This is a genomic window from Amycolatopsis sp. NPDC051102, from assembly GCF_040682815.1.
GTDB lineage: Bacteria > Actinomycetota > Actinomycetes > Mycobacteriales > Pseudonocardiaceae > Amycolatopsis.
This window is the reverse complement of sequence record NZ_JBFBBT010000009.1, coordinates 282,676-306,803: the sequence shown is the minus strand read 5'-3', so window position 1 is coordinate 306,803 and position 24,128 is coordinate 282,676. Positions and strand designations below refer to the sequence as shown.

Annotated in this window: 25 protein-coding genes; 16 read left to right on the top strand and 9 right to left on the bottom strand. The window is 72.0% G+C overall.

The genetic code is table 11. The annotated features are described in order from the left end of the window. Window positions 1-69 precede the first annotated feature (69 nt). Genes AB0M93_RS25865 through AB0M93_RS25855 form a run of 3 tightly spaced genes read left to right on the top strand, consistent with a single transcriptional unit; the run spans window position 70 to window position 2,944 of the window. On the top strand, window positions 70-1,302 hold the full coding sequence (locus AB0M93_RS25865; RefSeq protein ID WP_364276986.1) for a formimidoylglutamate deiminase: 1,233 nt from the start codon (window positions 70-72) through the stop codon (window positions 1,300-1,302). After that, window positions 1,290-2,435, top strand: a complete 1,146-nt coding sequence (hutI, locus tag AB0M93_RS25860) for an imidazolonepropionase (RefSeq protein ID WP_364276984.1) — start codon at window positions 1,290-1,292, stop codon at window positions 2,433-2,435. Before AB0M93_RS25865 ends, hutI begins: the two co-directional genes overlap by 13 nt. A 5-nt stretch (window positions 2,436-2,440) precedes the next feature. Then, window positions 2,441-2,944: a 2'-5' RNA ligase family protein gene (locus AB0M93_RS25855; protein WP_364276983.1), complete on the top strand. Its 504-nt coding sequence runs from the start codon at window positions 2,441-2,443 to the stop codon at window positions 2,942-2,944. On the opposite strand, the gene AB0M93_RS25850 is transcribed toward AB0M93_RS25855, so the two are convergent. Both AB0M93_RS25850 and AB0M93_RS25845 read right to left on the bottom strand, forming a co-directional pair. Then, window positions 2,928-3,794, bottom strand: coding sequence for a lipase (locus AB0M93_RS25850; RefSeq protein WP_364276981.1), 867 nt, complete (start codon window positions 3,792-3,794; stop codon window positions 2,928-2,930). The two genes, AB0M93_RS25855 and AB0M93_RS25850, sit on opposite strands and share 17 nt — an antisense overlap. A gap of 81 nt (window positions 3,795-3,875) precedes the next feature. Further along, window positions 3,876-5,282, bottom strand: coding sequence for an acyltransferase (locus AB0M93_RS25845; RefSeq protein ID WP_364276979.1), 1,407 nt, complete (start codon window positions 5,280-5,282; stop codon window positions 3,876-3,878). A 195-nt stretch (window positions 5,283-5,477) separates the two neighbouring features. Between AB0M93_RS25845 and AB0M93_RS25840 the strand changes: the two genes are divergently transcribed. Next, the gene (locus AB0M93_RS25840) at window positions 5,478-6,599 is read left to right on the top strand and encodes an inorganic phosphate transporter (protein WP_364276977.1); all 1,122 of its coding nucleotides are present in this window, start codon (window positions 5,478-5,480) and stop codon (window positions 6,597-6,599) included. Window positions 6,600-6,607: 8 nt separating this feature from the next. Then, on the top strand, window positions 6,608-6,829 hold the full coding sequence (locus tag AB0M93_RS25835; protein ID WP_364276975.1) for a hypothetical protein: 222 nt from the start codon (window positions 6,608-6,610) through the stop codon (window positions 6,827-6,829). Here the strand turns inward: AB0M93_RS25835 and AB0M93_RS25830 are convergent. Then, window positions 6,811-7,560: a hypothetical protein gene (locus AB0M93_RS25830; RefSeq protein ID WP_364276973.1), complete on the bottom strand. Its 750-nt coding sequence runs from the start codon at window positions 7,558-7,560 to the stop codon at window positions 6,811-6,813. The genes AB0M93_RS25835 and AB0M93_RS25830 overlap by 19 nt on opposite strands. Further along, on the bottom strand, window positions 7,557-7,766 hold the full coding sequence (locus AB0M93_RS25825; protein ID WP_003082038.1) for a hypothetical protein: 210 nt from the start codon (window positions 7,764-7,766) through the stop codon (window positions 7,557-7,559). The genes AB0M93_RS25830 and AB0M93_RS25825 overlap by 4 nt, the downstream gene beginning before the upstream one ends. Window positions 7,767-8,403: 637 nt before the next feature. Here AB0M93_RS25825 and AB0M93_RS25820 point away from each other — a divergent pair. Beyond that, the gene (locus AB0M93_RS25820) at window positions 8,404-9,972 is read left to right on the top strand and encodes a histidine kinase (protein ID WP_364276971.1); all 1,569 of its coding nucleotides are present in this window, start codon (window positions 8,404-8,406) and stop codon (window positions 9,970-9,972) included. After that, complete coding sequence (locus AB0M93_RS25815; protein ID WP_364276969.1) at window positions 9,969-10,628, top strand: response regulator transcription factor; 660 nt, start codon at window positions 9,969-9,971, stop codon at window positions 10,626-10,628. The genes AB0M93_RS25820 and AB0M93_RS25815 overlap by 4 nt, the downstream gene beginning before the upstream one ends. Here AB0M93_RS25815 and AB0M93_RS25810 read toward each other — a convergent pair whose 3' ends face one another. From AB0M93_RS25810 to AB0M93_RS25795, 4 genes are all read right to left on the bottom strand, one after another. Continuing rightward, complete coding sequence (locus AB0M93_RS25810; RefSeq protein WP_364276967.1) at window positions 10,629-11,405, bottom strand: ABC transporter permease; 777 nt, start codon at window positions 11,403-11,405, stop codon at window positions 10,629-10,631. Beyond that, window positions 11,402-12,316, bottom strand: a complete 915-nt coding sequence (locus tag AB0M93_RS25805; protein ID WP_364276965.1) for an ATP-binding cassette domain-containing protein — start codon at window positions 12,314-12,316, stop codon at window positions 11,402-11,404. The genes AB0M93_RS25810 and AB0M93_RS25805 overlap by 4 nt, the downstream gene beginning before the upstream one ends. Window positions 12,317-12,393: 77 nt before the next feature. After that, window positions 12,394-14,787: an ATP-dependent helicase HrpB gene (gene hrpB / locus AB0M93_RS25800; RefSeq protein WP_364276963.1), complete on the bottom strand. Its 2,394-nt coding sequence runs from the start codon at window positions 14,785-14,787 to the stop codon at window positions 12,394-12,396. After that, a complete protein-coding gene (locus AB0M93_RS25795; RefSeq protein WP_364276962.1) occupies window positions 14,784-15,614 on the bottom strand; it encodes a glutamate ABC transporter substrate-binding protein in 831 nt (276 codons plus the stop codon). Before AB0M93_RS25795 ends, hrpB begins: the two co-directional genes overlap by 4 nt. 87 nt (window positions 15,615-15,701) lie before the next feature. Here AB0M93_RS25795 and AB0M93_RS25790 point away from each other — a divergent pair, with 87 nt between their 5' ends. The 7 genes from AB0M93_RS25790 to AB0M93_RS25760 all read left to right on the top strand — a co-directional run bounded on the left by AB0M93_RS25790 (window position 15,702) and on the right by AB0M93_RS25760 (window position 20,314). Further along, the gene (locus AB0M93_RS25790; protein ID WP_364277083.1) at window positions 15,702-16,208 is read left to right on the top strand and encodes a MauE/DoxX family redox-associated membrane protein; all 507 of its coding nucleotides are present in this window, start codon (window positions 15,702-15,704) and stop codon (window positions 16,206-16,208) included. A 66-nt stretch (window positions 16,209-16,274) separates the two neighbouring features. Then, the gene (locus AB0M93_RS25785) at window positions 16,275-17,021 is read left to right on the top strand and encodes a thioredoxin domain-containing protein (protein ID WP_364276960.1); all 747 of its coding nucleotides are present in this window, start codon (window positions 16,275-16,277) and stop codon (window positions 17,019-17,021) included. Window positions 17,022-17,130: 109 nt separating this feature from the next. Further along, window positions 17,131-17,460: a hypothetical protein gene (locus tag AB0M93_RS25780; RefSeq protein WP_364276958.1), complete on the top strand. Its 330-nt coding sequence runs from the start codon at window positions 17,131-17,133 to the stop codon at window positions 17,458-17,460. Then, window positions 17,457-18,572 (top strand): NlpC/P60 family protein, encoded by a 1,116-nt coding sequence (locus AB0M93_RS25775; protein WP_364276956.1) that lies wholly within the window; start codon window positions 17,457-17,459, stop codon window positions 18,570-18,572. Before AB0M93_RS25780 ends, AB0M93_RS25775 begins: the two co-directional genes overlap by 4 nt. A gap of 3 nt (window positions 18,573-18,575) precedes the next feature. After that, window positions 18,576-18,950, top strand: coding sequence for a YbaB/EbfC family DNA-binding protein (locus tag AB0M93_RS25770; RefSeq protein ID WP_364276954.1), 375 nt, complete (start codon window positions 18,576-18,578; stop codon window positions 18,948-18,950). A 5-nt stretch (window positions 18,951-18,955) separates the two neighbouring features. Then, window positions 18,956-19,456, top strand: coding sequence for a YbaB/EbfC family nucleoid-associated protein (locus tag AB0M93_RS25765; RefSeq protein WP_364276953.1), 501 nt, complete (start codon window positions 18,956-18,958; stop codon window positions 19,454-19,456). Between the two features lie 42 nt (window positions 19,457-19,498). Further along, window positions 19,499-20,314, top strand: coding sequence for a tyrosine-protein phosphatase (locus AB0M93_RS25760; protein WP_364276951.1), 816 nt, complete (start codon window positions 19,499-19,501; stop codon window positions 20,312-20,314). On the opposite strand, the gene AB0M93_RS25755 is transcribed toward AB0M93_RS25760, so the two are convergent. Next, entirely contained in the window at window positions 20,265-20,756 is a 492-nt protein-coding gene (locus AB0M93_RS25755) for a DUF664 domain-containing protein (RefSeq protein ID WP_364276949.1), read from the bottom strand. The genes AB0M93_RS25760 and AB0M93_RS25755 overlap by 50 nt on opposite strands. 154 nt (window positions 20,757-20,910) lie before the next feature. On the opposite strand from AB0M93_RS25755, the gene AB0M93_RS25750 reads away from it, so the two are divergent. Next, window positions 20,911-22,740, top strand: coding sequence for a glycoside hydrolase family 3 N-terminal domain-containing protein (locus AB0M93_RS25750; protein ID WP_364276947.1), 1,830 nt, complete (start codon window positions 20,911-20,913; stop codon window positions 22,738-22,740). Between the two features lie 28 nt (window positions 22,741-22,768). Then, window positions 22,769-24,037 (top strand): RICIN domain-containing protein, encoded by a 1,269-nt coding sequence (locus AB0M93_RS25745; protein ID WP_364276945.1) that lies wholly within the window; start codon window positions 22,769-22,771, stop codon window positions 24,035-24,037. The last annotated feature ends 91 nt before the right edge of the window (window positions 24,038-24,128 follow it).

Here is a 24,128-nt window from a genome sequence, read left to right as displayed (position 1 = left end):
GTCTATCGCTCGGCACCGACAGTTTTCTGGTGCGAACAGGCTTGGCTGCCGGCCGGGATCGCGTCCGCGGTGCGCGTCGACGTCGCCGACGGCCGGATCACCGGCGTGGCACCCGGCTCGCCGCGCTCCGGCACGGTGCTGAGCGGACTCACCCTGCCGGGGTTCGCGAACGGGCATTCGCACGCCTTCCACCGGGCGCTGCGGGGCCGGACGCACCACGAGCGCGGCACCTTCTGGACGTGGCGCGAGCGGATGTACGCGCTGGCGGCCCGGCTCGACCCCGACAGCTACTACCGGCTGGCGCGCGGGGTCTACGCGGAGATGGTGCTGGGCGGGTACACGAGCGTCGGGGAGTTCCACTACCTGCACCACGCGCCCGGCGGGAAGCCGTACGCCGACCCGAACGCGATGGGGGAGGCACTGCGGCGGGCCGCGGCCGACGCCGGGATCCGGCTGACGCTGCTGGACACGTGCTACCTCGCGGGCGGCATCGGTGTCGAGCCCGACGAGGTCCAGCGGCGGTTCTCCGACGGCTCGGCGTCGGCTTGGGCTTCGCGGGTCGCCGAGCTGAAGGAAGACGACCTCTTCCGCGTCGGCGCCGCGATCCATTCGGTACGCGCGGTTCCGGCCGACCAGCTGTCGCTTGTGGACAGTGCTCGTGTGGTGCACGTCCACCTGTCGGAGCAGCGGGCCGAGAACGAGCAGTGCCAGGCCGCCTACGGACGCACCCCCACCGAGCTGCTGGCCGACCGCGGGGTGCTGACCGAACGGCTGGTCGCCGTGCACGCCACGCACTTGACGGCGTCGGACATCGACCGGCTGAGCGGGGCGCGCGCGTGCTTCTGCCCGACCACCGAACGCGACCTCGGCGACGGCATCGGCCCGGCCCGCGCTCTGCGGGACGCCGGTGTGCGGCTGAGCATCGGCAGCGACAGCAACGCCGTCGTCGACGCGTTCGAAGAGACCCGGGCGCTGGAGCTGGACGACCGGCTGGCCAGCGAGGAACGCGGCCGGTTCAGCGCCGAGGAGCTCCTCGAAGCGGGCACGGACCACGCGGCGATCGGGTGGGACGAAGTCGGCGCGCTCGCCGAGGGGGCGGGCGCGGACTTCGTCACCGTCGGCTTGGACTCGGTCCGGACGGCCGGGATCGAGCCGTCGGGGGTGGTGTTCGCCGCGTCCGGGGCCGACGTCCGGCACGTCGTCGTCGCGGGCCGCGAGGTGGTGCGCGACGGCGAGCACCAGCTCGTCGAACGACCGGAAACCGTACTGGCGAAGGAGATCGAGGCACTGTGGCGGTCCTGATCACGGGTATCGGCGAACTCACCACCAACGACCCGGAGCTGGGCCGGCTGACCGAGGCGGCCCTGGTCGTCGAGGACGGGAAGATCGCCTGGGTGGGATCCGCCGCGCAGGCCCCGGACGCCGACGAGCGCGTCGACGTCGGAGGCCGCGCGGTCCTGCCCGGCTGGGTCGACAGCCACACGCACCTCGTCTTCGCCGGCGACCGCACCGCCGAGTTCGAGGCGCGGATGGCCGGAAAGCCCTACACCGCAGGGGGAATCGCGACGACCGTCGGCGCGACGCGGGAAGCGTCGGACGAGCAGCTGGCGGCGAACCTGCGTCACCACGTCGACGAAGCGGCCCGTCAGGGAACGACCTGCCTGGAGACGAAGACCGGCTACGGCCTGACCGTCGCGGACGAGGCCCGAAGCGCCCGGATCGCCGGCGAGGTGGCCGACGAGGTCACGTTCCTCGGTGCGCACCTGGTGCCGCCCGGCGCCGACGCCGAGTCCTATGTGGATCTGGTTTGCGGTGAGATGCTGGACGCGGTGGCGGAAAGCGTGCGCTGGGCGGACGTCTTCTGCGAGACGGGCGCCTTCGACGAGGCCCAGTCGGCGCGGGTCTTGCAGGCCGCGGCCGGACGCGGGCTCGGTCTGCGCGTGCACGGCAACCAGCTCGGCGAGGGGCCCGGCGTCCGGCTCGCGGTCGAGCTGGGCGCGGCGAGCGTCGACCACTGCACCTACCTCTCGGACGCGGACGTCGAAGCGCTGGCGGCTTCCGAGACGGTGGCGACGCTGCTGCCCGCGTGCGACTTGTCGACCCGCCAGCCCCTCGCCCCGGCGCGGCGGCTGCTCGACGCGGGCGCGACGGTCGCGCTGGCCAGCAACGCCAATCCCGGCAGCTCGTACACGACGTCGATGGCGTTCTGCGTCGCCACAGCGGTGCTGCAGATGCGGATGACGATCGAGGAAGCGGTCTGGTCGGCGACCGCGGGCGGCGCGAAGGCGTTGCGCCGGGAGGACGTGGGCTTCCTGCGACCCGGTGCCCGGGCGGACGTCCACGTCCTCGACGCGCCTTCGGTGACGCACCTGGCCTACCGGCCTGGCGTGCCGCTCACGAACATCGTGTGGCGCGCCGGCGAGCGCGTACGCTGAATCCCGTGCTGCCGCTGGTCGTGACCCTCACCGTCGACGAGCACGCGCAGACGGCGTGGAACGCCCTGCGGCGCCGGTGGTTCCCGCCGGCGCGGCAGCTCGTCGACGCCCACCTCACCCTGTTCCACGCCCTCCCGGGCGAGCACCTGGCGGCCGTGCTCGCCGACTGCGCCGAGGTGGCGGGCGCGCCGTTCGAGCTGACGCTCGCGCGGGTCCGGTCGCTCGGCCGCGGGGTCGCGCTCGACGTCGAATCCGGCGCGCTGCTCCGGCTGCACGCGGCGTTGCGGGCACGCTGGTCGCCGTGGCTCACCCGCCAGGACGCCCAGCCGTTCAAACCCCACGTGACGGTGCAGAACAAGATCAGCCCGGACGTCGCGGCCGCCACGCTCGAAGCCGTGCGCCGCGACCCCGGCCCCGCCGCGGCGACCGCGACGGGGCTGGCGATCTGGCGCTACCGCGGCGGCCCGTGGGAGCACGTCGCCGCGGTGCCGTTCACAGCGGCAGGGTGAACGGCGTGCACGACGGCCGGTAGCCCGCGTCGAGCGCGTGCAGGATCAGCCCGGTGACGTTCGGGTCGATCGCCTGGCTCAGGTGGCCCGCGGCGTCGGACGGGCAGAAGTCCTGCAGCACGATGTCCGTCGCGCCCGGCTCGTTCAGGATGCCGCTCGTGTACGGCGTCACGACCTCGTCGTACTTGCTCACGATGCTCGTGTACGCCGGGCCTGCCACGTGGACACCGCCGCGGGCGAGGTCGTCCAGGAACGCCGACGGGGCCAGGTATTCGGTGCAGGCGCCGCACGCCGTCCGCAGGATCGCGCCGAGGCCGGGCACCGTCGAGAGGAGCGCCTTGGCGAGCGCGTCGAGGCCGCCGAGGGTGGTGCCGCGGTAGTTCGCGCCGAAGCCGACGAATTGGGCCACGTTCGCCGCGCCGCCGTCGTACTTCAGGTAGTACGCGGGCATCGTGCTGCCTTCGGAGTGGCCGACGATGTCGACCTTCGCCGCACCTGTCGTGGCCCGGACCTGGTCGACGAACCGGCCCAGCTGCGCGGCGCTGTCGCGCATCGACGCGAGGCCGCCGACGCCCGGGCCGAGGACGCCGGTGCCGTAGGTCAGCGAGAACACGCAGTAGCCCTCGGCGGCGATCTTCGGCGCGTGGAAGAACCAGTTGACCGAGTCGTTCGCGCCGAGGCCGTGCACCAGCACGACGGGCTGGGGGTGCGCCGCGGTGGGGCGGCAGGCCCAGTCGTTCCAGCCGCCGGCCGGCGCCGCCTCGGCGACCGCCGGCGCGGCGGCCCCCAGGGTGATCGCCGCGACGACCGCGGTCAGGATTCGCTTGGCACCGCCGTTGGTGACCCGCATCAGACTGCCTCCGATTACCCGTCAGTAGGTGACGCAGCTCATGATGGGTCACAGAGCGGGGGAGACGACCTGGGACAACGCTCAGACTTGCGCGGCGTTCGTTGTGACGGGTGACAACGACGGGGTGCGGGCGGCCACCACGGTCCCGGCCAGGGCGAGCAGGCCGCAGAGCCAGGCGAACCAGTCGCCGAAGCGGGCGTACGGGGTCTTTCCGGCGCCGGCCGGGACGTCGGCGACGACCACCGAGAACGGGCGGTCGCCGGTGCGGGTTTCGGCCAGGACGTGCCCCTGCGCGTCGGCCAGCATCGGCGTGCCGCGGGCGGCGCTCCACGCCACCGAGAAGCCGTTCTCGACGCCGCGGATCAGTGCCGTGCGGCTGTGCGCCCAGCCGTCGGCGTCCTCGTCGGACGCCGGGATGAGGACCAGGCCGGTGCCCGCTTCGCCGTATTCGCTGCTGGGATCGGCGAAGTTGACGTCCATGCAGACCATCAGGCCGGTCGCGGCGAAGCGGGTGAGCTGGGTGCCGGACGTGATGCCGGGCGAATCCCCGTTGTGCCACTTGCGGTACTCGAGCGGGGCGCCGGACGGCGGAATGGCGAGCGCGGCATTGAATCGGCCTTCCGGCGTGGTGTCGATGATGCCGGTGACGACGTCGAGGTTCCTGGTGCGGGCGACTTGCGCGAAGGCCTCGACGAGCCGCGGACGGGTGGCCTGGCCGACCGCGAACGTCCCTTCGGGCAGCACGACGGCCCGGACGCCGTCCGGCAGCCGGCGGATTTCGTCCACATAGGACTGCAGCAGCGCCTGGCCGTCCGGCGTGGCGACGTCGGACGCCCAGCGGTGCTGACCCGGCGCGATCAACGCGATCCGGGCCGACGGCCCGGTCGGCGGCGGGACGCTCCAGAACACGAGCCCGCCGGCGACCGCGGCGAGCGCGACGACGGGGACGAGCCGGGTGCGGCCGCGCAGGCCGGGCGCGAGCGCGGCGGCGACGGCGGCCGGGACGAACAGCACGAGGAACTCCACGCCCCAGCCCCCGGTGACGGCCGCGATCCGCAGCACCGCCGGCCGGTCGGCCTGCGTCGTCATCAGGGTATCCATGACGCCGGTCGGGTTGAGCAGCGAGACGCCGTAGAGCGCGACGGTCCACAACGCGGGCGCGGCGAGCGCGGCCAGGAAGCCGTGGCCACGCCGGACCAGCAGCCGGAACAGCGTCACCGACAGCGCGAACAGCAGCGCGCTCCCGCCGAGGATCGCGAGCGCGGCCGGCCGCGGGACCGACTGGGAGTGCCAGAAGTAACTCCAGCTGCCGATACTGCCCGCGAGGTACGCGGTGAACGCGCAGACCAGCGCGATCCCGCCGTGCACGCGGGGCGCGAGCAGCAGGACTGGCAGCGGCGCCAGCCACGCGAGCTCGGGCAGCGGGTCCAGACCCGTGCCGAAGAAAAACAACACTGCCGACGCCACCGTCGCGAAAAGCGCTTTCACGGTGTCCCCTTTCGCCAGGTTCCGAAGGTTCCAGACGAGGACGGCGAACGCACTGGGCCAGACCACCGGATCCCGGGTGGGGTTGTCCCCACCGCGGTTCATCGAGAGTTCAGGGAGCCGTCACACGACGGGGATCGGAGTCCGTGCTGTTGATCAGTAGCGTTGCCAACGAACAGCTACGGAAGAGAGCCACGCATGGACTTCTCCCTCATCGTGCTGGTGGTGATCGTCGCGGCGCTCGCCTTCGACTTCACCAACGGCTTCCACGACACCGCCAACGCGATGGCCACCTCCATCGCCACCGGGGCGCTCAAGCCGAAGGTCGCGGTCGGCGTGTCCGCCGTGCTGAACCTCGTCGGCGCCTTCCTCTCGGTCGAGGTCGCGAAGACGATCTCCGGCGGGATCGTCGACGACACGAAGGTGACGCCGGTGATCATCTTCGCCGGGCTGGTGGGTGCCATCGTGTGGAACCTGGTGACCTGGCTGATCGGATTGCCGTCGAGCTCCTCGCACGCGCTGTTCGGCGGGCTGATCGGCGCCACCTGGATCGCCTCGGGCGCGGACGCCGTCCACTTCGGGAAGGTCGTCGAGAAGGTCCTGATCCCCGCGCTGGCCTCGCCGATCGTCGCCGGGATCGTCGCGACGCTGGGCACCTTCCTCGTCTACCGGATCACCGCCCGCGCGAAGCAGGACACGGTGGGCCGCACGTTCAAGGCCGGCCAGATCGCCTCGGCGTCCCTGGTGTCGCTCGCGCACGGCACGAACGACGCGCAGAAGACCATGGGCGTCATCACGCTGACGCTGATCGCGTCCGGCTCGCTCGCGCCGAACTCGGGACCGCCGCTGTGGGTGATCCTGACCGCGGGCACCGCGATCGCGCTCGGCACCTACCTCGGCGGCTGGCGGATCATCCAGACGATGGGCAAGAAGCTCACCGAAATCCAGACACCGCAGGGGTTCGCCGCGGAAACCAGCGCGGCCGCGGTCATCCTGACGTCGGCGCACCTCGGGTTCGCGTTGTCCACCACGCACGTCTGCTCGGGCGGCATCATCGGCTCCGGGCTCGGCCGCAAGCTCGCCGAAGTCCGCTGGGGCGTCGCGGGCAGGATGGTCCTCGCCTGGGCGCTGACGCTGCCCGCCGCCGCGATCGTCGGCGCGCTCGCCGCCGAGGTTTCGACGCTCGGGACCTGGGGCACGGTGCTGGTCGGCCTGGCCGGGGTCGTCGTCGCGCTGGGCATCTACCTCGCGTCGAAGCGGAACCCGGTCAACGCGAACTCCATCCACGAGCCCGGCGTCGCGCAGCCGGCCAACGCCTGAGGAGCGCCGTGCACATCAATTGGGGTTCCCTCGGACTCGTTTTCGTCGTCGCGCTGGCTTCGGTCGTCGTGCTGACGAGCCTTTTCTCCTTCGGCGTGGTCGGGCTTTCGCAGCGCGAATCGGCCCGGGAGGCGGGCGGCTCGGGCAGCGGGCCACTGGCCGGCGCGGTCGTCTGCTTCGCCGCCTGCGCCGCGATCGTCGGCTACGGGATCTACCTGATCGTCGCCTGAACGCGTTCCCGGAACCCGCCGGGCAGCCCGCCGAGCATCGGCACCAGGGTCGCCCGGCGGGCTTCGGCGAGGTGCGTCAGCAGGTCCAGGGCCGGCGTCCAGAGGTCCTCGTCGGCGGCCGCCGCGGTGACCAGCCGGCCCAGCCGGTGGGCCGGGAGCAGGCCGACGACGTGGTCGATGCGGTGTTTGTCGTCGAGCACGAACGCGATCCGCAGCAGCGCCGGGTCGTCGATCCCCTCCAGTGCCCGCCGCACGGTCGGGTCGGGCAGGTGGCCGACGAACCGGCCGAGGGTGATCCAGTCCTGCTTGACCGCCAGTTCGGCGGCGACCGCGAGAACGGTGTCCAGCGGGATCCGGCTGATGATCGCACTCGCGCGCCGCGGGTCGAGCTCCGCCGCCACCTCGGCGAGGAACCGCGGGCTCAGCCGCTTGGCGACGTCGACGCCCCGCGAGACGTCGACCAGCCCGGCGATCCGCGCGCACAACAGCGGGCCGAACACCTTCTCGGCGATCTTGGCGAGCACCCCGACCGGCACCACCCGCGCGGCCAGGGCCATCCGCTGCAGGGCGGCGGCGTTGGCGTCGAACAGCGTGTCGGTGACCTGCTCGCGGAAGGCCCGCAGATCGTCGGCGTCGACGCGCGCGAGGTACTCGAGACGCGCCGGCTCGACGTGGAGGACGCGGGCGAGCTTGAGGATCTCCGCCTCGGCCGCGTGGTTTTCGGCGGTCACAGGCCGACCGCCTTCCGGACCGCACCGCGCAGCAACGCGGGGACGTACCGGAGACCTTCTTCGCCCGCTTCGGCGAGCGCTTTCGCCTGCCGCCTGCGCGCGTCGCGCAGGGCGTCGGCGAGGTCCTGCCGCTCGTGCTCTTCGAGGGCCTCGATGCCTTCGGGGAGGTAGCCGCCCAACTGGTCGGCGAGTGTGCGCTCGGCCATGATGGATCATCATGCAACACCGGGGGCGTCACCGTGCGGATATGCGCATCGAGACGTCCGCCGTCCGTGTCGGCGGACGCTCCGCTTGCTGGGTGGTGGGTCGGCGTTTTGGGATGCTGCTGTCGGGGGTCGCCGGGGTCGGCGCGCGGGTCCGGGCCTGGGTGGATGAGCTCGCCGGGGTGCGGGGATCACTTCGCTGACCTTGGGTTTCACCTCTGGAGCAGTGCGCTCTGTTGTGAGCACTGCTCTCGTTGGGCGTTGGGCAGTGCTCACCTTTGAGAGCAGTGCTCACGCGAGGCGGCGAGCGGTGCTCGCTACGGAGAGCACTGCTCGCGCACCGCGGTGCACGTCGAGTCGTGCGCGAGAACGCTGCTCGCGCACCGCGATGCACGTCGAATCGCGCGCGAGAACACTGCTCGCGCACCGCGGCGCGCGCTGGATGGCGCGAGAGCGCTGCTCTCGACCTTTCCGATGCGCTGCTCCAAAGCGAGAGCACTGCTCTCCGGAGCGATGATCAGAGTCGAGAGCGGTGCTCACGGGGGCGGGTTGCTGGCGCGGCTCGCGGCTTCGAACTCGTGCGGGAAGGTTGACTTTCGGCAGTGGCCCGCCCGCCGGTGCGGCTTGTAGCTTCGAACCCGTGCGGGAGGTGGTGAAGCGCCGGTGGCGCGTGGTGTTCGACGTGCTGCTCGGGCTGTTCCTCGCGTTCACCGTCGTGGCCGACACCGTGAACACGCGGTCGGCGTGGGAGACCGTCGGCGGTCTCGCCGTCGTCGCCGGCTCGGTGGCCACGGCGCGGCGGTACCCCGTCGTCTCGCTCGGTGTCGCGCTGGCCGGGGCGCTTGCGGTGTCGTTTCCGTTCGGCCACCACTTGCCCGTGTGGGTGGTGTTCGTGCTGGTCGCGATGTGCTACCAAGCCGGGCTGCGGATGGCGCGGGCCCGGCCGGGGGTGCTGATCGGCGGCGCCGTCACGGCCGGTGGCCTGCCGGTGGCGCTGATCGCCGGGCCCGACGGTCTCGGCGACTGGGCGGCGATGGTGGCGATCCTGGTGTTCGCCGGGCTGTCGCCGTGGCTGCTCGGCCGGTACGTCCGGGTCCGCGGCGAGCTCGCCCGCACCGGCTGGCGCCGTGCCGAGGAGATGGAGAGCCGGCAGCGGCTGGTCGCCGAGCAGGCGCGGCTGCGCGAGCGCGCGCGGATCGCCGGCGACATGCACGACTCACTGGGCCACGAACTGAGCCTGATCGCCGTCCGGGCCGCCGCGCTGGAGGTCGCGGGCGGGCTCGACGACGCCCAGCGCGACGCGGCCGGGCAGCTGCGGACCAGCGCCGCGGCGGCGACCGAGCGGCTGCGCGAGATCATCGGCGTGCTGCGCGAGGACTCCGCCCCGGTGGAACCGGTGCAGGGCGACCTCGGCGAGCTGATCGCGCGGGCGCGGGCGTCGGGCTTGGTCATTGACTCCACTGTGGACATCGATGCGGCGCCCCCGATGGTGGCCCGCGCTGCCTACCGCGTGGTCCAGGAAGCCCTGACGAACGTGGCGAAGCACGCGCCGGGCGCCGCCGTGACGGTCCGGGTGAGCAGCGCCGGCGCGCGGACCGACGTCAGCGTGGTCAACGCGCGGCCGCCCGCCGGGCCGCTGCCCGGGGCGGCGTCCGGGCACGTCGGGCTGATCGGCCTGCGCGAGCGCGTCCGGCTGGTCGGCGGCACGCTGCGGGCCGGCCCGCACGAGGGCGGCTTCGCCGTGACCGCGGTGCTGCCGCACGGTGCCGAGCCGGCCGAACTGCGGGAGGCCGACGACGACGAGCTCGTGGAGCCGACGTCGGCGCGGGCCCTGGAGCTGGCGCGCCGGGACGTCCGGCGCAGCCTCGTCCAGGCGATCACCGTCCCGTGTGGACTGTTCGGTGTGGTGCTCGCGGTCAGCGGCATCGTCTTCCTCTACCAGTGGAACTCCTCGGAGCTGCCCGGGCCGGTCTACGACGGGCTGCGGGTCGGGCAGTCCCGGGCCGACGTGGCGCCGCGGCTGCCCGAGCACCAGCGTTCGGCCCGGCCGGTGCGGGGCGAGCCGCCGCTGCCGCCGGCGCCCGGCGTCGCGTGCGAGTACTACGGCACGGGCCGCTCGTGGCTCGACAACGACTACGCCGCCTATCGGTTGTGTTTCGCCGATGGGAAACTGGTCGCCAAGGACAGGTTCGCCGAGGGGGCATCGTGATCAGGGTCGTGCTGGCCGACGACGAAGCGTTGATGCGGGCGGGAGTGGCGGCGATCCTCGGCGCGGACCCGGCCATCGAGGTCGTCGCCGAGGCCGCCGACGGCCGTGCGGCCGTCTCGCAGGTCCTCGCCACGCACCCGGACGTGGTGCTGCTGGACATCCGGATGCCGGGCCTGGACGGCCTCGGCGCGGCGGCCGAGATCCGCCGCCTGCTGCCGGCGACCGGCGTGATCATGCTGACGACGTTCGGCGAGGACGACTACATCGAGCGCGCACTGGCCCTGGGCGCGGGCGGCTTCCTGCTGAAGTCGGGCGACCCGCGCGAGCTCCTCGCGGGAATCCACGCGGTCGCCGACGGGGCGGCGTTCCTCTCGCCGAAGGTGGCGCAGCGCGTGATCGCCCGGCTGTCCGGCGGGCAGCTGGCCCGCGCGGCTGCGGCCCGGGAGCGGATCCTGGCGTTGACGCCGCGCGAGCGTGAGGTGCTTGCCCTGCTCGGGTCTGGACTGTCCAATGCGGACATAGCGGCGAAGATGTTCGTCGTGGAGGGCACGGTGAAGGCCCACGTGAGCACGATCCTGAACCGCCTCGGCGTGAAGAACCGCGTCCAGGCAGCGATCACGGCTTACGAAGCAGGCTTGGTGGTTCCCGCCCCGTGATCAGGTGTCGCGGCGGCGCAACACCGTCGTGCCTGTCAGGAGAGCTGCTGTTGCCCAGGCCGCGCAGATCAGCAGGCCCACCCATGGTGCGTACGGTGCCACCGCCGTCGTCACCGGGTTCGGCTTTCCCGGCTCCGCCATCGCGTTGATGCCCGCGATGCCCGGGAAGTACGGCATCGCCTCCGCCCAGCCCAACGACGCCACGATCAGCGGCAACGGCACCAGCAGCACGATCACCGACACCAACGTCCCGGCCGCGCTGCGCAGGGACCAGCCGATTCCCGTGCACAGCACGCCGAGCAGTGCGAAATAGCCGCCCGTGCCCGATGCCGTTGTGAATGCTGCCGGGAAGGATGTCGGCAGGCCGTGGCCGTGCTTCACCGCCTCCGTCAGGGCCATGCTCGCGCATGACAGCACCACTCCGTACGCGAACAGCACCGGCAGGAGTACTGCCGCCTTCGCCAGGGCCACCCGGGGACGGACCGGTGTCCACAGCAGCGTCGAGCGGATTCCGCCGCCCGCGTACTCGCTTGTCACGAACAACGTTGCCAGGGCGATCACCGCGAACTGGGTTAGGTACACCGCGCCGCCGAGGGTGATCGCCGGGGCGCTCTGCGGGTCGTTGTCGTAGTGCTGGGCTATTGCCGACAGCGTGCCGTACCCCAGCATCAGTGCCGTTCCCGTGGCGAGGCACCACCACGTGGCCCGGACCGACCAGAGCTTCGTCCACTCCGCCGCCACCGCGCCCGGCAAGGCGCCGCGCGTATCGATCTTCATGCCGACACCCCGTATTCCACCGATGAAGCCGTCAGCTCCATGTACGCCTGCTCGAGGGACGCCCGCCGCTCGGCCAGGCCGTGCACGCGGATTCCGAGCTCGTGCACGAGGTCGCCCACGCGGGTGACGTCGATGCCGTCCACCACCAGTTCGCCCGCCTCGCCTGGGTGAGTCACGCCGCCCTCCGCGCGCAACTTCGCCTCCAGCGTGCGGCGGTCGCCGTCCGCCGGGATGCGGACCGCGACCGTTGTGCGGGAATGGCCCGCGATGAACTCCGCCACCGGGGCGTCGGCCAGCAGGCGGCCCTTGCCGATCACCACCAAGTGGTCGGCGGTCAGCTGCATTTCGCTCATCAGGTGGCTCGAGACGAAGACCGTCCGCCCCTCCGCCGCCAGCGAGCGCATCAGCTGCCGGACCCAGCGGACGCCGTCCGGGTCCAGGCCGTTGACCGGCTCGTCGAACAGCAGCACCGCCGGGTCGCCGAGCAGCGCGCCCGCGATCCCCAGCCGCTGGCCCATGCCGAGCGAGAACTGGCCCGCCCGCTTGCCGGCGACGTCCGACAGCCCGACGGTCGCCAGCACCTCTTCGACGCGGCTCGCCGCGATGCCGTTGCTGCGCGCCATGGCCAGCAGGTGCTTCCCGGCACTGCGGCCGGGGTGCAGGGCCTTGGCGTCGAGCAGCGCGCCGACCTCGCGCAGCGGGTGCCGCAGCTCGGCGTAGCGCCGGCCGCCGACCAGGACCTCGCCCGCCTGCGGGTGGTCGAGCCCGACGGTCATCCGCATGGTCGTCGACTTCCCGGCGCCGTTCGGGCCGAGGAAGCCGGTCACGCGGCCCGGCGCGACGTCGCAGGTCAGCGCGTCGACGACGGTCTTTTCCCGGTACCGCTTCGTGAGTCCCCTGAGTGTGATCATGCCCCGAAGTCTGCGGTCGGCGGGGGTGCGCGGGCATCGGACGACGGTCGCGGACCGCCCCCGACTTTCGGCGGGGTTCAGGAGCGGCGGCGGGTGTGCCGGGTCGGGACGGCGCCGGCCGGGTCCTCCGGCCAGGGGTGCTTGGGGTAGCGGCCGCGCAGGTCGGCGCGGACGGCCGGGTAGCCGGACGTCCAGAAGGACGCGAGGTCGGCGGTGATCGCCGCCGGTCGGCCGGCGGGGGAGAGCAGGTGCAGCACCACCGGGACGCCGGCGATCACCGGGGTTTCGGTCCAGCCGAAGGTTTCCTGGAGTTTGACGGCGAGCACCGGCTGGTCACCGCGGTAGTCGACGCGGATGTGCGACCCCGACGGCACTTCGAGGCGGTCCGGGGCGAGGTCGTCGAGCTTCGCCGCTTCCGGCCAGGGGAGGAGGGCCTTCAGGGCGGTGCCCGCGTTGATGTTCGCCAGGTCGGCTTTCCGGCGGGCGGTGCCGAGGTCGAGCCATCTGTCCACATCGGACAGCAGGGCGTCGTCGCCGACCGGGGGCCACGGCGGCCCGAGGACGCGGTGCAGGAAGGCCATCCGTTCACGGAGGCGGGTGGCGTCCTGGCTCCACTTCAGGAGGCCGAGCCCCTCGGACTTCAGGCCGGCGATCAGGGCGGCGCGGACGTCGGCGTTCTTCAGCGGCTTCTCGGACAGCACGATGGCACCGAGCTTGCGGACCCGCCGGGCGACGACGTCACCGTCCCAGGTGACTTCGTCCACTTCGGACACCGTGCCGGCGCGGACGGCGAGGGTTTCGTCGGCGGCCGCGGCCAGGCGGATGGTGCCGTGGACGCGGCCGGGATCGCGGGTGGCTTCGGCGATCGCCAGCCACTCGGAGTCAAGGCCGCTGCCGGGCGGGAGCTCGGCGGCGGTGCCACCGGCCATGAGGTAGACGGGGGCGCCGCCGGGACGTCGCTTGGCGAGCCGCTCGGGATGGGCGAGGGCGACGACCAGCGCGGGGTCGGCCGGGGCCGGACGCTCGGCCCGTCGTCCCGGGACCAGGCTCTCCAGCCGCCGTGCTTCCCGCTTCCAGCGCCGCGCTCCTTCGTCGCCCGCCGAGCGGAGGCGGCGCAGCTCCGCGGTCACGTCCGTCAGCGTCGCGCCCGCGTCCAGCAGCGCCACGACCTCCGCCGCGTTGCGGGCGCCGACTTCGGAAGAGCCGTCCAGGAGCGCGCGGGCCAGCCGCGGGTGCAGGCCGAGCTCGGCCATCCGCCGTCCGCGCTGGGTCACCGTCCCGTCCGCGGACGTCGCGCCCAGCGTCGCCAGCAGGGCCCGGCCCGCCGCCAGCGCGCCTTCGCCCGGTGGGTCCCACCAGGCCAGCCCGCTGCCGTCGGGCGTCGACCAGCACGCCAGCTCCAGCGCCAGCCGGGCCAGCTCGGCCGTGCGGATCTCCGGCTCGGGGTACGCCGGCAGCGTCGCCTGCTCGTGCTCGGCCCAGCAGCGGTACGCCCGCCCGGGTGCCTCGCGGCCCGCGCGGCCGGACCGCTGCGCGGCCACCGCCGCCGACACCCGGACCGTCGCCAGCCCCGGCAGCCCGCGCCGGTGGTCGACGCGCGGCACGCGCGCCAGCCCCGAGTCCACCACCGAGCGCACGCCCGGGACCGTCAGGCTCGACTCGGCCACGGCCGTCGCCAGCACCACCCGTCGCCGGTCGCGCGGCCGCAGCGCGTCGTCCTGGTGCGCCGCCGACAACCGGCCGTGCAGCGGAAGAACGTCCACATCGGACAGCCGCAGCAGACCCGCTGTCCGGGTGATCTCCCCGGCGCCGGGGAGGAAGGCGAGCACGTCACCGTCTCCGTCGGACAACGCGGTCCGCACCGCCCGGGCGACACAGGCCTCGGCGCGCTCACCGCGAGCGGGCGGGACGTAGGAGAACTCCACCGGGTAGGTCCGGGCCGTGGCCGTCACCACGGGGGCGTCGCCGAGCAGGGCCGCGAGCCGCCCGGACGCGACCGTCGCCGACGTCGCCAGCAGCCGCAGGTCCTCGCGCAGCCCGGCGCGGACGTCCAGGAGCAGCGCGAGCAGCAGGTCGGCGTCCAGGTGCCGCTCGTGGCACTCGTCGAGCAGCACCGTCGAGACGCCGGGCAGCTCCGGGTCGCCCTGCACGCGCCGCACCAGCAGCCCCGACGTCACGACCTCGATCCGGGTCCGCGCCGACACCTTCCGGTCGCCGCGCACGGCGTAGCCCACCGTCTCGCCGACCGGCTCACCCAGCAGCGCGGCCATCCGGGCCGCCGCCGCGCGCGCCGCCAGCCGCCGGGGCTCGGCGACCACGACCCGCCCCTCGGCCGCCTCCGCCAGGGCGAGCGGGACCAGCGTCGTCTTCCCCGTGCCCGGCGGCGCGACCAGCACCGCGGTGCCGTGCGCCGCCAGCGCGGCGACGACGTCGGGCAGCACGGACCGGACCGGCAGGTCGGGCAGCTTCACTTCGACGTGACCTCGGGAGGCGGGGGCAGCTGGTAACCGGACGGGCCGATGTTCGCGTTGAGCGAGCGCAGCCATTCGCCGGAGGAGATCATCTTCCGGATCGCGTCGTCGACCGCGGCCACCCCCTGCGTGTCGCCCTTGCGCAGGCCGACGCCGTAGTCCTCCTTCGAGAACGGCTTCCCGACGAGCTTCAGCAGCTCCGGGTCGCGCGCCACGTACCCGGCCAGGATCACCGCGTCCGTGGTCACCGCGTCGATCTGCCCGGCCAGCAGCGCGGTCACGCAGTCGGGGTACCGCGGGTACTCGACCAGCTGGACGGCCTGGGCGTACTTGTCCTTCACCTGCTGCGCCGGCGTGGACCCGGTGACCGAGCACAGCCGCCGCCCGTTGAGCGCCTCCGGCCCGGCGATGTCGGCCGACGTCCGGCGCACCAGCAGGTCCTGGCCGGTGGTGAAGTACGGGCCGGCGAACGACACGACCTGCTTGCGCTTTTCGGTGATCGAATAGGTCGCCACGACCAGGTCGACCGTGCCCGAGGTGAGGTCCGTCTCGCGCGTCGCCGGCGTCGTCTCGTGCCAGGTGATGTCCTTCGCGGCGACACCCAGTTCCGATGCGACGAAAGTCGCGACATCGACGTCGAACCCGACGAACCGGCCGTCGACGGTGTGCTCCGAAAGCCCCGGCGCGTCGAACCGGATGCCGATGGTCAGGTGATCCGTGGCACTCGCCCGGGTGACGAGCGAGTCCGTCGGCGAGACGCTGCGCGGGCCGCACGCCGACGCGGTGACCAGGAGCAACGCCGAGCCGACGAGCATGCGCCACCGCATCCAGCCGCTCCCTCCGCCGCCGTCCTGCCTCACGTTGTTCTCAGGTCCCCCCGTTAGCCTAAGTCCGTGGTGCGACCGTCCCAACCCGTGCTGAACACCGTCGGCACGCTCGCCCGGCTCGGGCTGGCGGCCGTCTGGCTCGTTTCCGGTGCGCTGAAGCTGGCGGATCCCGGCCAGACGCTGATCGCCGTGCAGGCGTACGACGTGCTGCCGGACGCACTCGAAAACGTGGTGGCCATCGCGCTGCCGCTCGTCGAACTCGTGCTCGGGCTGTTCCTGCTCGCCGGCCTGGCGACCCGCTGGGCCGCCGGGATCGCGCTGGGGCTGCTCGTCGTGCTCGTCGCCGGCATCGCCCAGTCGTGGGCCCGCGGGCTGAGCATCGACTGCGGGTGTTTCGGCGGCGGCGGCCAGGTGGCGGCGGGGCAGACGGAGTACCCGCAGGAAATCCTCCGCGACACGGGATTCGCGCTGCTCGCCGCCTGGCTGCTGGCGCGTCCCCGCACCTGGCTGTCGATCGACGGCTGGCTCGCGCGAGGTCGCGGGAACTCGGGCGAACCCGGGCACGACTACTCGGGTATCGCGGAAGGGAACTGATACACGGTGGGTGGAGCTGAGCGGACCGCTCGGAAGCGTCGTCAGGCGGCGCAGGCCGGTCCGAACGTGGTCGCGCAGGCCCGGGGGACCTCCGGTGACCGGCGGAAACTGTTCATCGGGATCGGGGCGGTGGTCGTCGTGGCCGCGCTCGTCATCGGCGGGGTGATCTGGACGATCGCGGACCGGAACCAGACCAAGGGCAAAGTGATCGACCCGGGCCAGACGACCAGCGCGCTGACCGGCGATGTCACCCAGAAGCGTGACGGCGTGGTCGTCACCGTCGGCAAGACCGGCGCCAAGGCCTCGATCGACGTCTACGCCGACTTCCTCTGCCCGATCTGCGGCAAGTTCGAGACGACGTACAAGAGCGAGATCGAGCAGGCGGTCAACGACGGCAAGCTGCAGGTCCGCTACCACATGGTGCCGCTGCTCAACGACCGCTCGAGCCCGCCCGGCTACTCGCTCGACTCGGCGAACGCGGCGCTGGCCGCGGCCGACGCCGGCAAGTTCGTCCAGTTCCACGACGCGCTGTTCGCCAACCAGCCCGAGGAAGGCAAGCGCGGCTACGACAAGGAGCAACTGATCGAGCTCGGCCGGAACGTCGGGATCACCGATCCGGCGTTCGCCCAGACGATCAACGCGGGCACCTACGACCAGCAGATCAACGCCGCGTTCCAGCAGATCGAGAACGACCCGAAGCTCGTGCAGGACTTCGGCGGCGGCCAGAGCGGGTTCGGCACGCCGACGGTCACCGCGAACGGTTCGATCGTCTCCTGGCAGGACCCGGACTGGCTCAAGAAGATCACCGGCTGACCGGGGCAATTCGCCCACCCGGGTACGGAACGTCGACTAGGCTGGCTCGCGCATCAGGGGAACCGGGGGTGCCGCGCGCACGTCGCACCTCCGGTGACAGGGAGGGCCAGTGGACGGTTCGGGGTTTCACGTCGACGAAGGCGCGTACACGCGGTACGCGCGCGAAGTCGACCCGCTCGGTGAAGACGTCAAAGGCGCGGCCGAGAAGCACGTCGGCCCGCACGTGACGCTCGGCGGCCACGGCTTCTCGGAAATGGGCGGCGAATCCGGGTTCTCCGGGGCCTACAGCGGCCGGATGCGCGCGCTGCAGGAGCGCCTGCACCGTGTCGGCGGCAGCTGGCAGCAGGTCGGCGCCGCCGCCCGGCAGACCGACCGCAACTTCGCGGCGGTCGAGGGCGAGCACGGCGACGTCGTCCGGCGGCTCGGCGGTGACGCGTGACCGGGCACGCCGACCTGCTCGTCCGGCACGGCCTGGACACGACCAACCAGTTCGCGCAGAAGCTGCGCCACGACCCGGCGGCCATCGGCGGCGCCCGGGACGCGCACATCGCGCTCCGGACGTCGGTGGGCCGCACCGGCGACGTCGCTTCGGACCAACGCGTTTCGCTGGCCTCCGCCAGTTCCGGTGCCACGGCCGACCGCGCCACGGCGACGTCGCAGAGCCTGGAGAAGGAGATCCAGGACCTCCTCGACGAGAGCGCCGAGATCGAACAGGCCGTCGCCGAGGCCGCCGAGACGCTGCACGTCGGCGAAATCAAGAACGACCAGGTGCGCGACCAGATCATCAAAGAGATCTCGGCGTCGATGAAGGCTCTCGAAGCGGTGAAGACGATCCAGCCGCCGGAGAGCCGCGGTGCCGCGTCGCGCGACATCCTGCTGAAGCTGCAGACCAAGATCAGCCGGCTGACCGGCCAGGCCGCGACGTTCAGCGAGCAGACGATCAACGACCTGACCGCGATCGGCACCCGGCTCGGCGGCGGAGAGCAGTCGACGTCGGCGTCCTCGGTTTCCTCGACGAAGGTCGGGTCGTCGTTCAACAGCAACAGCGGCTACTCCGGCGGTTCGGACGGCGGCGGAGGCGGAGGCGGTGGTGGCGGCGGTGGTGCCGTGCACAAGCCGCGGCTGCCGGTCGCGATCCCGCCGCAGCCCGGCACCGGCGTCGCGATCAACCTGCCCGGCGGCAAGCAGGTCATGGCGCCGAACGAGACCGCGGCGAAAGCCGTGCGCAACGCGCTTTCGCAGCTCGGCGTGCCCTACGTCTGGGGTGGCACCGCGCGCGGTGTCGGCCTCGACTGCAGCGGGCTGACCATGACGTCGTACCAGGACGCGGGGCTGCAGCTGCCGCGGACGGCGGCGCAGCAGACGGTCGGGGCCGAGGTGCCCTCGATCGACCAGCTGCTGCCGGGCGACCTGGTCGTCTGGTCCGGCCACGTGGCGATGGTGATCGGCGACGGCCAGATGATCGAGGCCGGCGACCCGGTGCACATCAGCAACATCCGCACGACGAACGCGGGGCAGTCGTTCATCGGCTTCTACCGGCCGACGGGGTGAGCGGTGGCTGAATTCGACATCGAGCTGGCTTCCGCGCGGATCGCCGAGCAGGCCGAACGCGCGGGCGCGGACGTTTCCGCGCGCCTGGCCCGTTCCGGCCCGGTGGTGGGCACGGCGTCGTCCGGCACGATCGAGGTCCAGGTGGCGCCGGGCGGGCTGCTGACCGGCGTCACGATCCACCGGTCGGCGCTGCGGCACGGGTCCGCGGTCCTCACCGACCAGATCTTCGAGCTGGCACAGCGCGCGACCCGCCGCGCGGGCGACCGGATGTACCACGCGCTGTCGTCCGTCGTGGACGCCGAACAGCTGAAAACCCTGGGCTACGAACCGATCCCGGACGACGACCCGGACGCCGAGACCACCACGTACGGAAGGTGACCCAGGTGATCACGACCCGCGAGCTGATCGCCCAGGCCCGCGCCCGCGAAGAGGCGATGGCCCGGGTGGAGGAGCTGCTCGCGTCGGCCTCCGGGACGGCCCACGACGTCGACGGCCAGGTCGAGGTCACCGTCGACGCGCGCGGTAAACTGCTGCGGCTGTGGCTGGCCCCGTCGGCGGTCAACCTGGGCGAGGGCCTGGGGCCGCGGGTGGTGGCGGTCGCCCAGGCGGCGATGCGCGAGGCGACCCAGGACGGGTACAACAAGGTCGCGCTGCTGCTGGGCGAGGACATGACGGCCATGATCGAGCAGATGACGGGGGTCCCGGCGCCGGCGCGTGCCGAGGACGACGACCCGGGCATGACGGTGGAGGAGTTCCAGCGGCTGCGGGCGGAGCGGCTGGGGGAAGCTTCAGCGGAACCGGAAGCGGAACCGGCTTCTAGCGTCGAGGACGAGGACGCTTACTGGGAGTCCTTCGACCCGGCTTCGCTGCGCTCGGATCGCTGAGCAGCCCCCGTTTTCCACGCTACCGGAGGGGACCGACAAGTCGTGACTGCGCGCAGAGTGGTTTCCTGGCCGGGTTTCTTCAACACCCGGGATCTCGGCGGCCTGCCGACGAAGTCCGGGCGGACGACCGCGTTCGGTGCCTTCTACCGGGCGGCGGATCTGCGGTTCGTCACCGAGGCCGGGTGGGCCCGGGCGCGCGAAGCGGGTGTCCGCACCGTCGTCGACCTTCGGAACGCGGACGAAATCCGGCCCGGGCCGGAGTCCCGGACCGCGCGGGCGGGTTCGGCGCAGTTCGCCGCGGACCCCGCGGGGCCGGCCACCCCGGCCGGGATCGACCGGCTCGAGGTCCCGCTCGACGACATCGGCGACACCGCCTTCTGGCAGCACGTCAACCGGGCCGGGCTCAACGGCACCCCGCTCTACTACCCCGGCTTCCTCCGGCAGAAGCCCGGCCGGTGCGCCGCGGTCGTCAAGGCGATCGCCGACGCCGGTTCCGGTGGCGTCCTGTTCCACTGCGGTTCGGGCCGGGACCGGACGGGCCTGGTCACGCTCCTGCTGCTCGCGCTGGCCGACGTCGAACCCCGCGCGATCGCCGCGGACTACGCCCTGTCGGCCGAAGCCCTCGGGCCGCTCGTCGCCGCGATGGGCGCCGCCGACCAGGGGCCGATCATCCGGGCCGCCCTCGCGAAGCGCGGCACCACGGCCGAAGATGCCGTGCTGGCGACCCTCGACGGGTTCGACGTCGAGCAGTACCTGCTGGATGCCGGCGTCACCGATGGTGAACTCAGTGCCCTTCGCGGCCGGCTGGTCAGGCCAGCTGGGCCGTCGAGTTGGCGCCGTCCAACGACTCGCGGATGAGGTCCGCATGGCCGGCGTGCTGGGCCGTCTCGTGGATCAGGTGCAGCAGTATCCGGCGGGCCGACCAGAACCGCGGTTCCGGGGGTGACCACGGGGTCGCCGGGAGCTGGACCTCGATGTCCAGCGACGGCAGCGAAGCCACGTACTCGTCCGTCGCGGCGGCCGCTTCCGCGTAAGCCGACAGCCAGTGGGAAAGCGTCTCGCTCATCGCGTACTGGCCGGTGTCCAGCATGCCCTCCGGGAGGGAGCCGTCGGCCGTGCGGAGGATCTCGAGCCACAGGCGCTCGCCCGTGGCCAGGTGGCGGATCAGGCCGCCCAGTGTCAGTTCGCTGACCGTCGTGCGGCGGCCTGCGTCCGCGTCCGAAACGTCGCGGGCCGGGATCAGCAAGCGCTTGCGGACTTCGGCCAGCACGGCCAACAGGTCCTCTTGTTCGCGGGTCATGCGGACACCGTAGGAATCAATTAGGTCAGATACTGGCCGGAACGCACAATCCCGCTGACCGGCACCCGAGTTCGCTCAGAGGTCTGGACCAGCCGCCTATCGCTGTGTCTTAATCCAAGGCGTGAATTTTGGTCTCTCGACGAGGAGGACCCGGATGCGCCTCGGACGCAGGCTGGGCATCGGCGCGCTGGCCGTGGGGTTGCTGCTGGCTTCCGAAACGCCCGCGCTCGCCGGGAACGGCCCGGCCTACAAGGATTCCTGGCGGCCGGTGAAGGTCCGGGTCGCCGATCTGCTCTCCCGGATGTCCCTCGACGACAAGCTCGGGCAGATGATGCAGGCCGAACGCCTCGGCGTGCAGAGCCCGGCCGACGTCACCACCGGACGGCTCGGCTCGCTGCTCTCCGGCGGCAGCTCGCAGCCGACCCCGAACACGCCCGTCACCTGGGCCGACATGTACGACGGCTTCCAGAAGGCCGCGCTCGCCACGCCGCTGGGCATCCCGCTGATCTACGGCGTCGACGCCGTTCACGGCCACAATGGCCTCTACGGCGCCACCGTCTTCCCGCACAACATCGGCCTCGGCGCGACGCGCGATCCGCGGCTGGTCGAGAAGATCGGCCGCGCCACCGCCGAAGAGGTCTCCGGCACCGGCATCGACTGGGACTTCGCGCCCTGCCTGTGCGTCGCCCGCAACGACCGCTGGGGCCGCACCTACGAGTCCTTCGGCGAGGTCCCGCAGCTGGCCACCCAGATGACGTCGATCATCACCGGCCTGCAAGGGAAAGCGCTGGACCGGCCCGGTTCGGTCATGGCCACCGCCAAGCACTACGTCGGCGACGGCGGCACCACCGGCGGCGTCAACGAAGGCAACACCGAGATCAGCGAGCAGGAACTGCGCGCGATCCACCTGCCGCCGTTCAAGGCCGCCGTGCAGCGCGGGGTCGGCTCGGTGATGATCTCCTACAGCAGCTGGAACGGCGTCAAGATGCACGCCGGCTCCTACCTGATCAACGACGTCCTCAAGAAGGAACTCGGCTTCACCGGGATCGTCGTCTCCGACTACAACGGCGTCGACAAGATCGACGGCAAGAGCGGGTTCACCCCCGACGAGGTCGAGGCCGCGATCAACGCCGGCATCGACATGGTGATGGTGCCCTACGCGTGGCAGAAGTTCATCGACACGCTGCGCACCCTCGTCCAGGACGGCCGCGTGCCGATGTCGCGGATCGACGACGCCAACCGCCGCATCCTCACCAAGAAGTTCGAGCTCGGCCTGTTCGAACACCCGCTGACCGACCGGCGGTTCCTGAACACCATCGGCAGCAAGCCCCACCGCGACCTCGCGCGCCAGGCCGTGCGGGAATCGCAGGTGCTGCTGAAGAACGAAAACCACGTCCTGCCGCTCCCGAAGCGCGGCAGCAGGATCTTCGTGGCCGGCAAGAACGCCGACGACCTCGGCAACCAGGCCGGCGGCTGGACGGTCGGCTGGCAGGGCACCAGCGGTCCGGTCATCCCGGGCACGACCATCCTCCAGGGCATCCGGCAGAAGTCCTCGACGGTGACCTACGCCGAGGACGGCACGGGGATCGACCGCAGCTACGACGTCGCCGTCGCGGTCGTGGGGGAGACGCCGTACGCCGAAGGCAAGGGCGACCGGCCGCAGGGCATGGGCCTGGACGCCACCGACCTCGCCACGCTGCAGAAGCTGAAGGACTCCGGGGTGCCGACGGTCGTCGTGCTGGTGTCCGGGCGGCCGCTCGACATCGCCGCGCAGCTGCCGGACTGGGCCGGGCTCGTCGAGTCGTGGCTGCCGGGCAGCGAAGGCCAGGGCGTGGCCGACGTCCTCTTCGGCGACTACAACCCCACCGGCAAGCTGCCGGTGACCTGGATGCGCAGCGCCGATCAGCAGCCGATCAACGCCGGCGACGGCCAGCCCGCGCTGTTCCCGTTCGGCTTCGGCCTGCGCTACTCGCGCCACTGGTGATCCCCGTCCCCCACCGGAAGGAACCCGCATGCCCCGCCGTCACCTGGTCAGAATCCTGGCCTTCTTCGCTGCCTGCCTGGGGCTTTCGCTCGGTGCCCCGGCCGTGCAGGCCGCCACGCCGTTCAAGGTCCTGGCCTTCTACAGCGGCACGTACGACGCCGCGCACATCAGCTTCGAAAAGGAGGCCAACGTCTGGTTCCCGCAGCAAGCGGCGGCCAACGGCTTCACCTACACCGCGACGACCGACTGGAACCGGCTGACGAGCCTCACCAAGGCCACCGCCGACGTCGTGCTGTTCCTCGACGACCAGCCGCAGTCGGCCGCCCAGTTCCAGGGCTTCCAGAACTACATGCAGAACGGCGGCGGGTTCTTCGGCTTCCACGTCACCGCCTACAACGACAGCTCCACGCCGTCGTACGCCAACTGGTTCCACAACGACTTCCTCGGCACCGGCCGGTTCACCTCGAACACGTGGGGCCCGACGCCGGAGACGCTGAAGATCGAGAACCGCACCCACCCGTCGACGGCGAACCTGCCGGCGACGATCCGGTCGTCGACGTCCGAGTGGTACGCCTGGCAGAACGACCTGCGCCAGAACAGCAACATCACCATCCTGGCGTCGATGGACTCCGCCACGTTCCCGATCGGCACCGACCCGAACCAGACCTGGTACAGCGGCTACTACCCGATCGCGTGGACGAACAAGAACTACAAGATGCTCTACGCCAACTTCGGCCACAACGCGATGAACTACGAGACGAACACGGCGCTGTCGTCGACGTTCGAAAGCGCCGACCAGAACCGGTTCGTGCTCGACGGGCTGAAGTGGCTCGGCGGCGGCTCGACCGGGCCGACCGACCCGGGCACGATCGACCCCGCGGCCTTCTACGCCGTGACGAACAAGGCGTCCGGCAAGTGCGTCGACGCCCGCGCGGCCGGCAGCGCCAACGGCACGGTCATCCAGCAGTACACGTGCAACGGCACCGCGGCCCAGCAGTACCAGTTCGCCCCGACCAGCGGCGGCTACGACCGGATCAACAACCGGACGAACACCGCCGAGGTCATCGACGTCACCGACGTCTCGACGGCGGACAACGCCGGGCTGCAGCTGTGGTCCTACAGCGGCGGCGGCAACCAGCAGTGGCAGCCGGTGTCCGAGGGCGGCGGTTACTACCACTTCGTCGCCCGCCACAGCGGCAAGTGCCTGACCGTGCCGGGATCGTCCACCGCGGACAGTGTGCAGCTGGTCCAGGCGGCCTGCAGCGGCAGCGCCGCTCAGTCGTTCAAGGTCGCCTGACGAGTCGTGGGGGGTGGGGGGGGGGGTGTACAACCGCGTCACAAAAGCCCACCGGGCCATGGGGGGGGGTGGTGGGATGGGAGAAACTATA

Bases quoted from the DNA above. Each gene is read 5' to 3' on its own strand.
- AB0M93_RS25850 (WP_364276981.1), bottom strand. From the start codon at position 3,794: ATGCGGGTCACCAACGGCGGTGCCAAGCGAATCCTGACCGCGGTCGTC.
- AB0M93_RS25840 (WP_364276977.1), top strand. From the start codon at position 5,478: ATGGACTTCTCCCTCATCGTGCTGGTGGTGATCGTCGCGGCGCTCGCC.
- AB0M93_RS25825 (WP_003082038.1), bottom strand. From the start codon at position 7,766: ATGGCCGAGCGCACACTCGCCGACCAGTTGGGCGGCTACCTCCCCGAA.
- AB0M93_RS25810 (WP_364276967.1), bottom strand. From the start codon at position 11,405: ATGAAGATCGATACGCGCGGCGCCTTGCCGGGCGCGGTGGCGGCGGAG.
- AB0M93_RS25805 (WP_364276965.1), bottom strand. From the start codon at position 12,316: ATGATCACACTCAGGGGACTCACGAAGCGGTACCGGGAAAAGACCGTC.
- AB0M93_RS25795 (WP_364276962.1), bottom strand. From the start codon at position 15,614: ATGCGGTGGCGCATGCTCGTCGGCTCGGCGTTGCTCCTGGTCACCGCG.
- AB0M93_RS25755 (WP_364276949.1), bottom strand. From the start codon at position 20,756: ATGACCCGCGAACAAGAGGACCTGTTGGCCGTGCTGGCCGAAGTCCGC.
- AB0M93_RS25750 (WP_364276947.1), top strand. From the start codon at position 20,911: ATGCGCCTCGGACGCAGGCTGGGCATCGGCGCGCTGGCCGTGGGGTTG.
- AB0M93_RS25745 (WP_364276945.1), top strand. From the start codon at position 22,769: ATGCCCCGCCGTCACCTGGTCAGAATCCTGGCCTTCTTCGCTGCCTGC.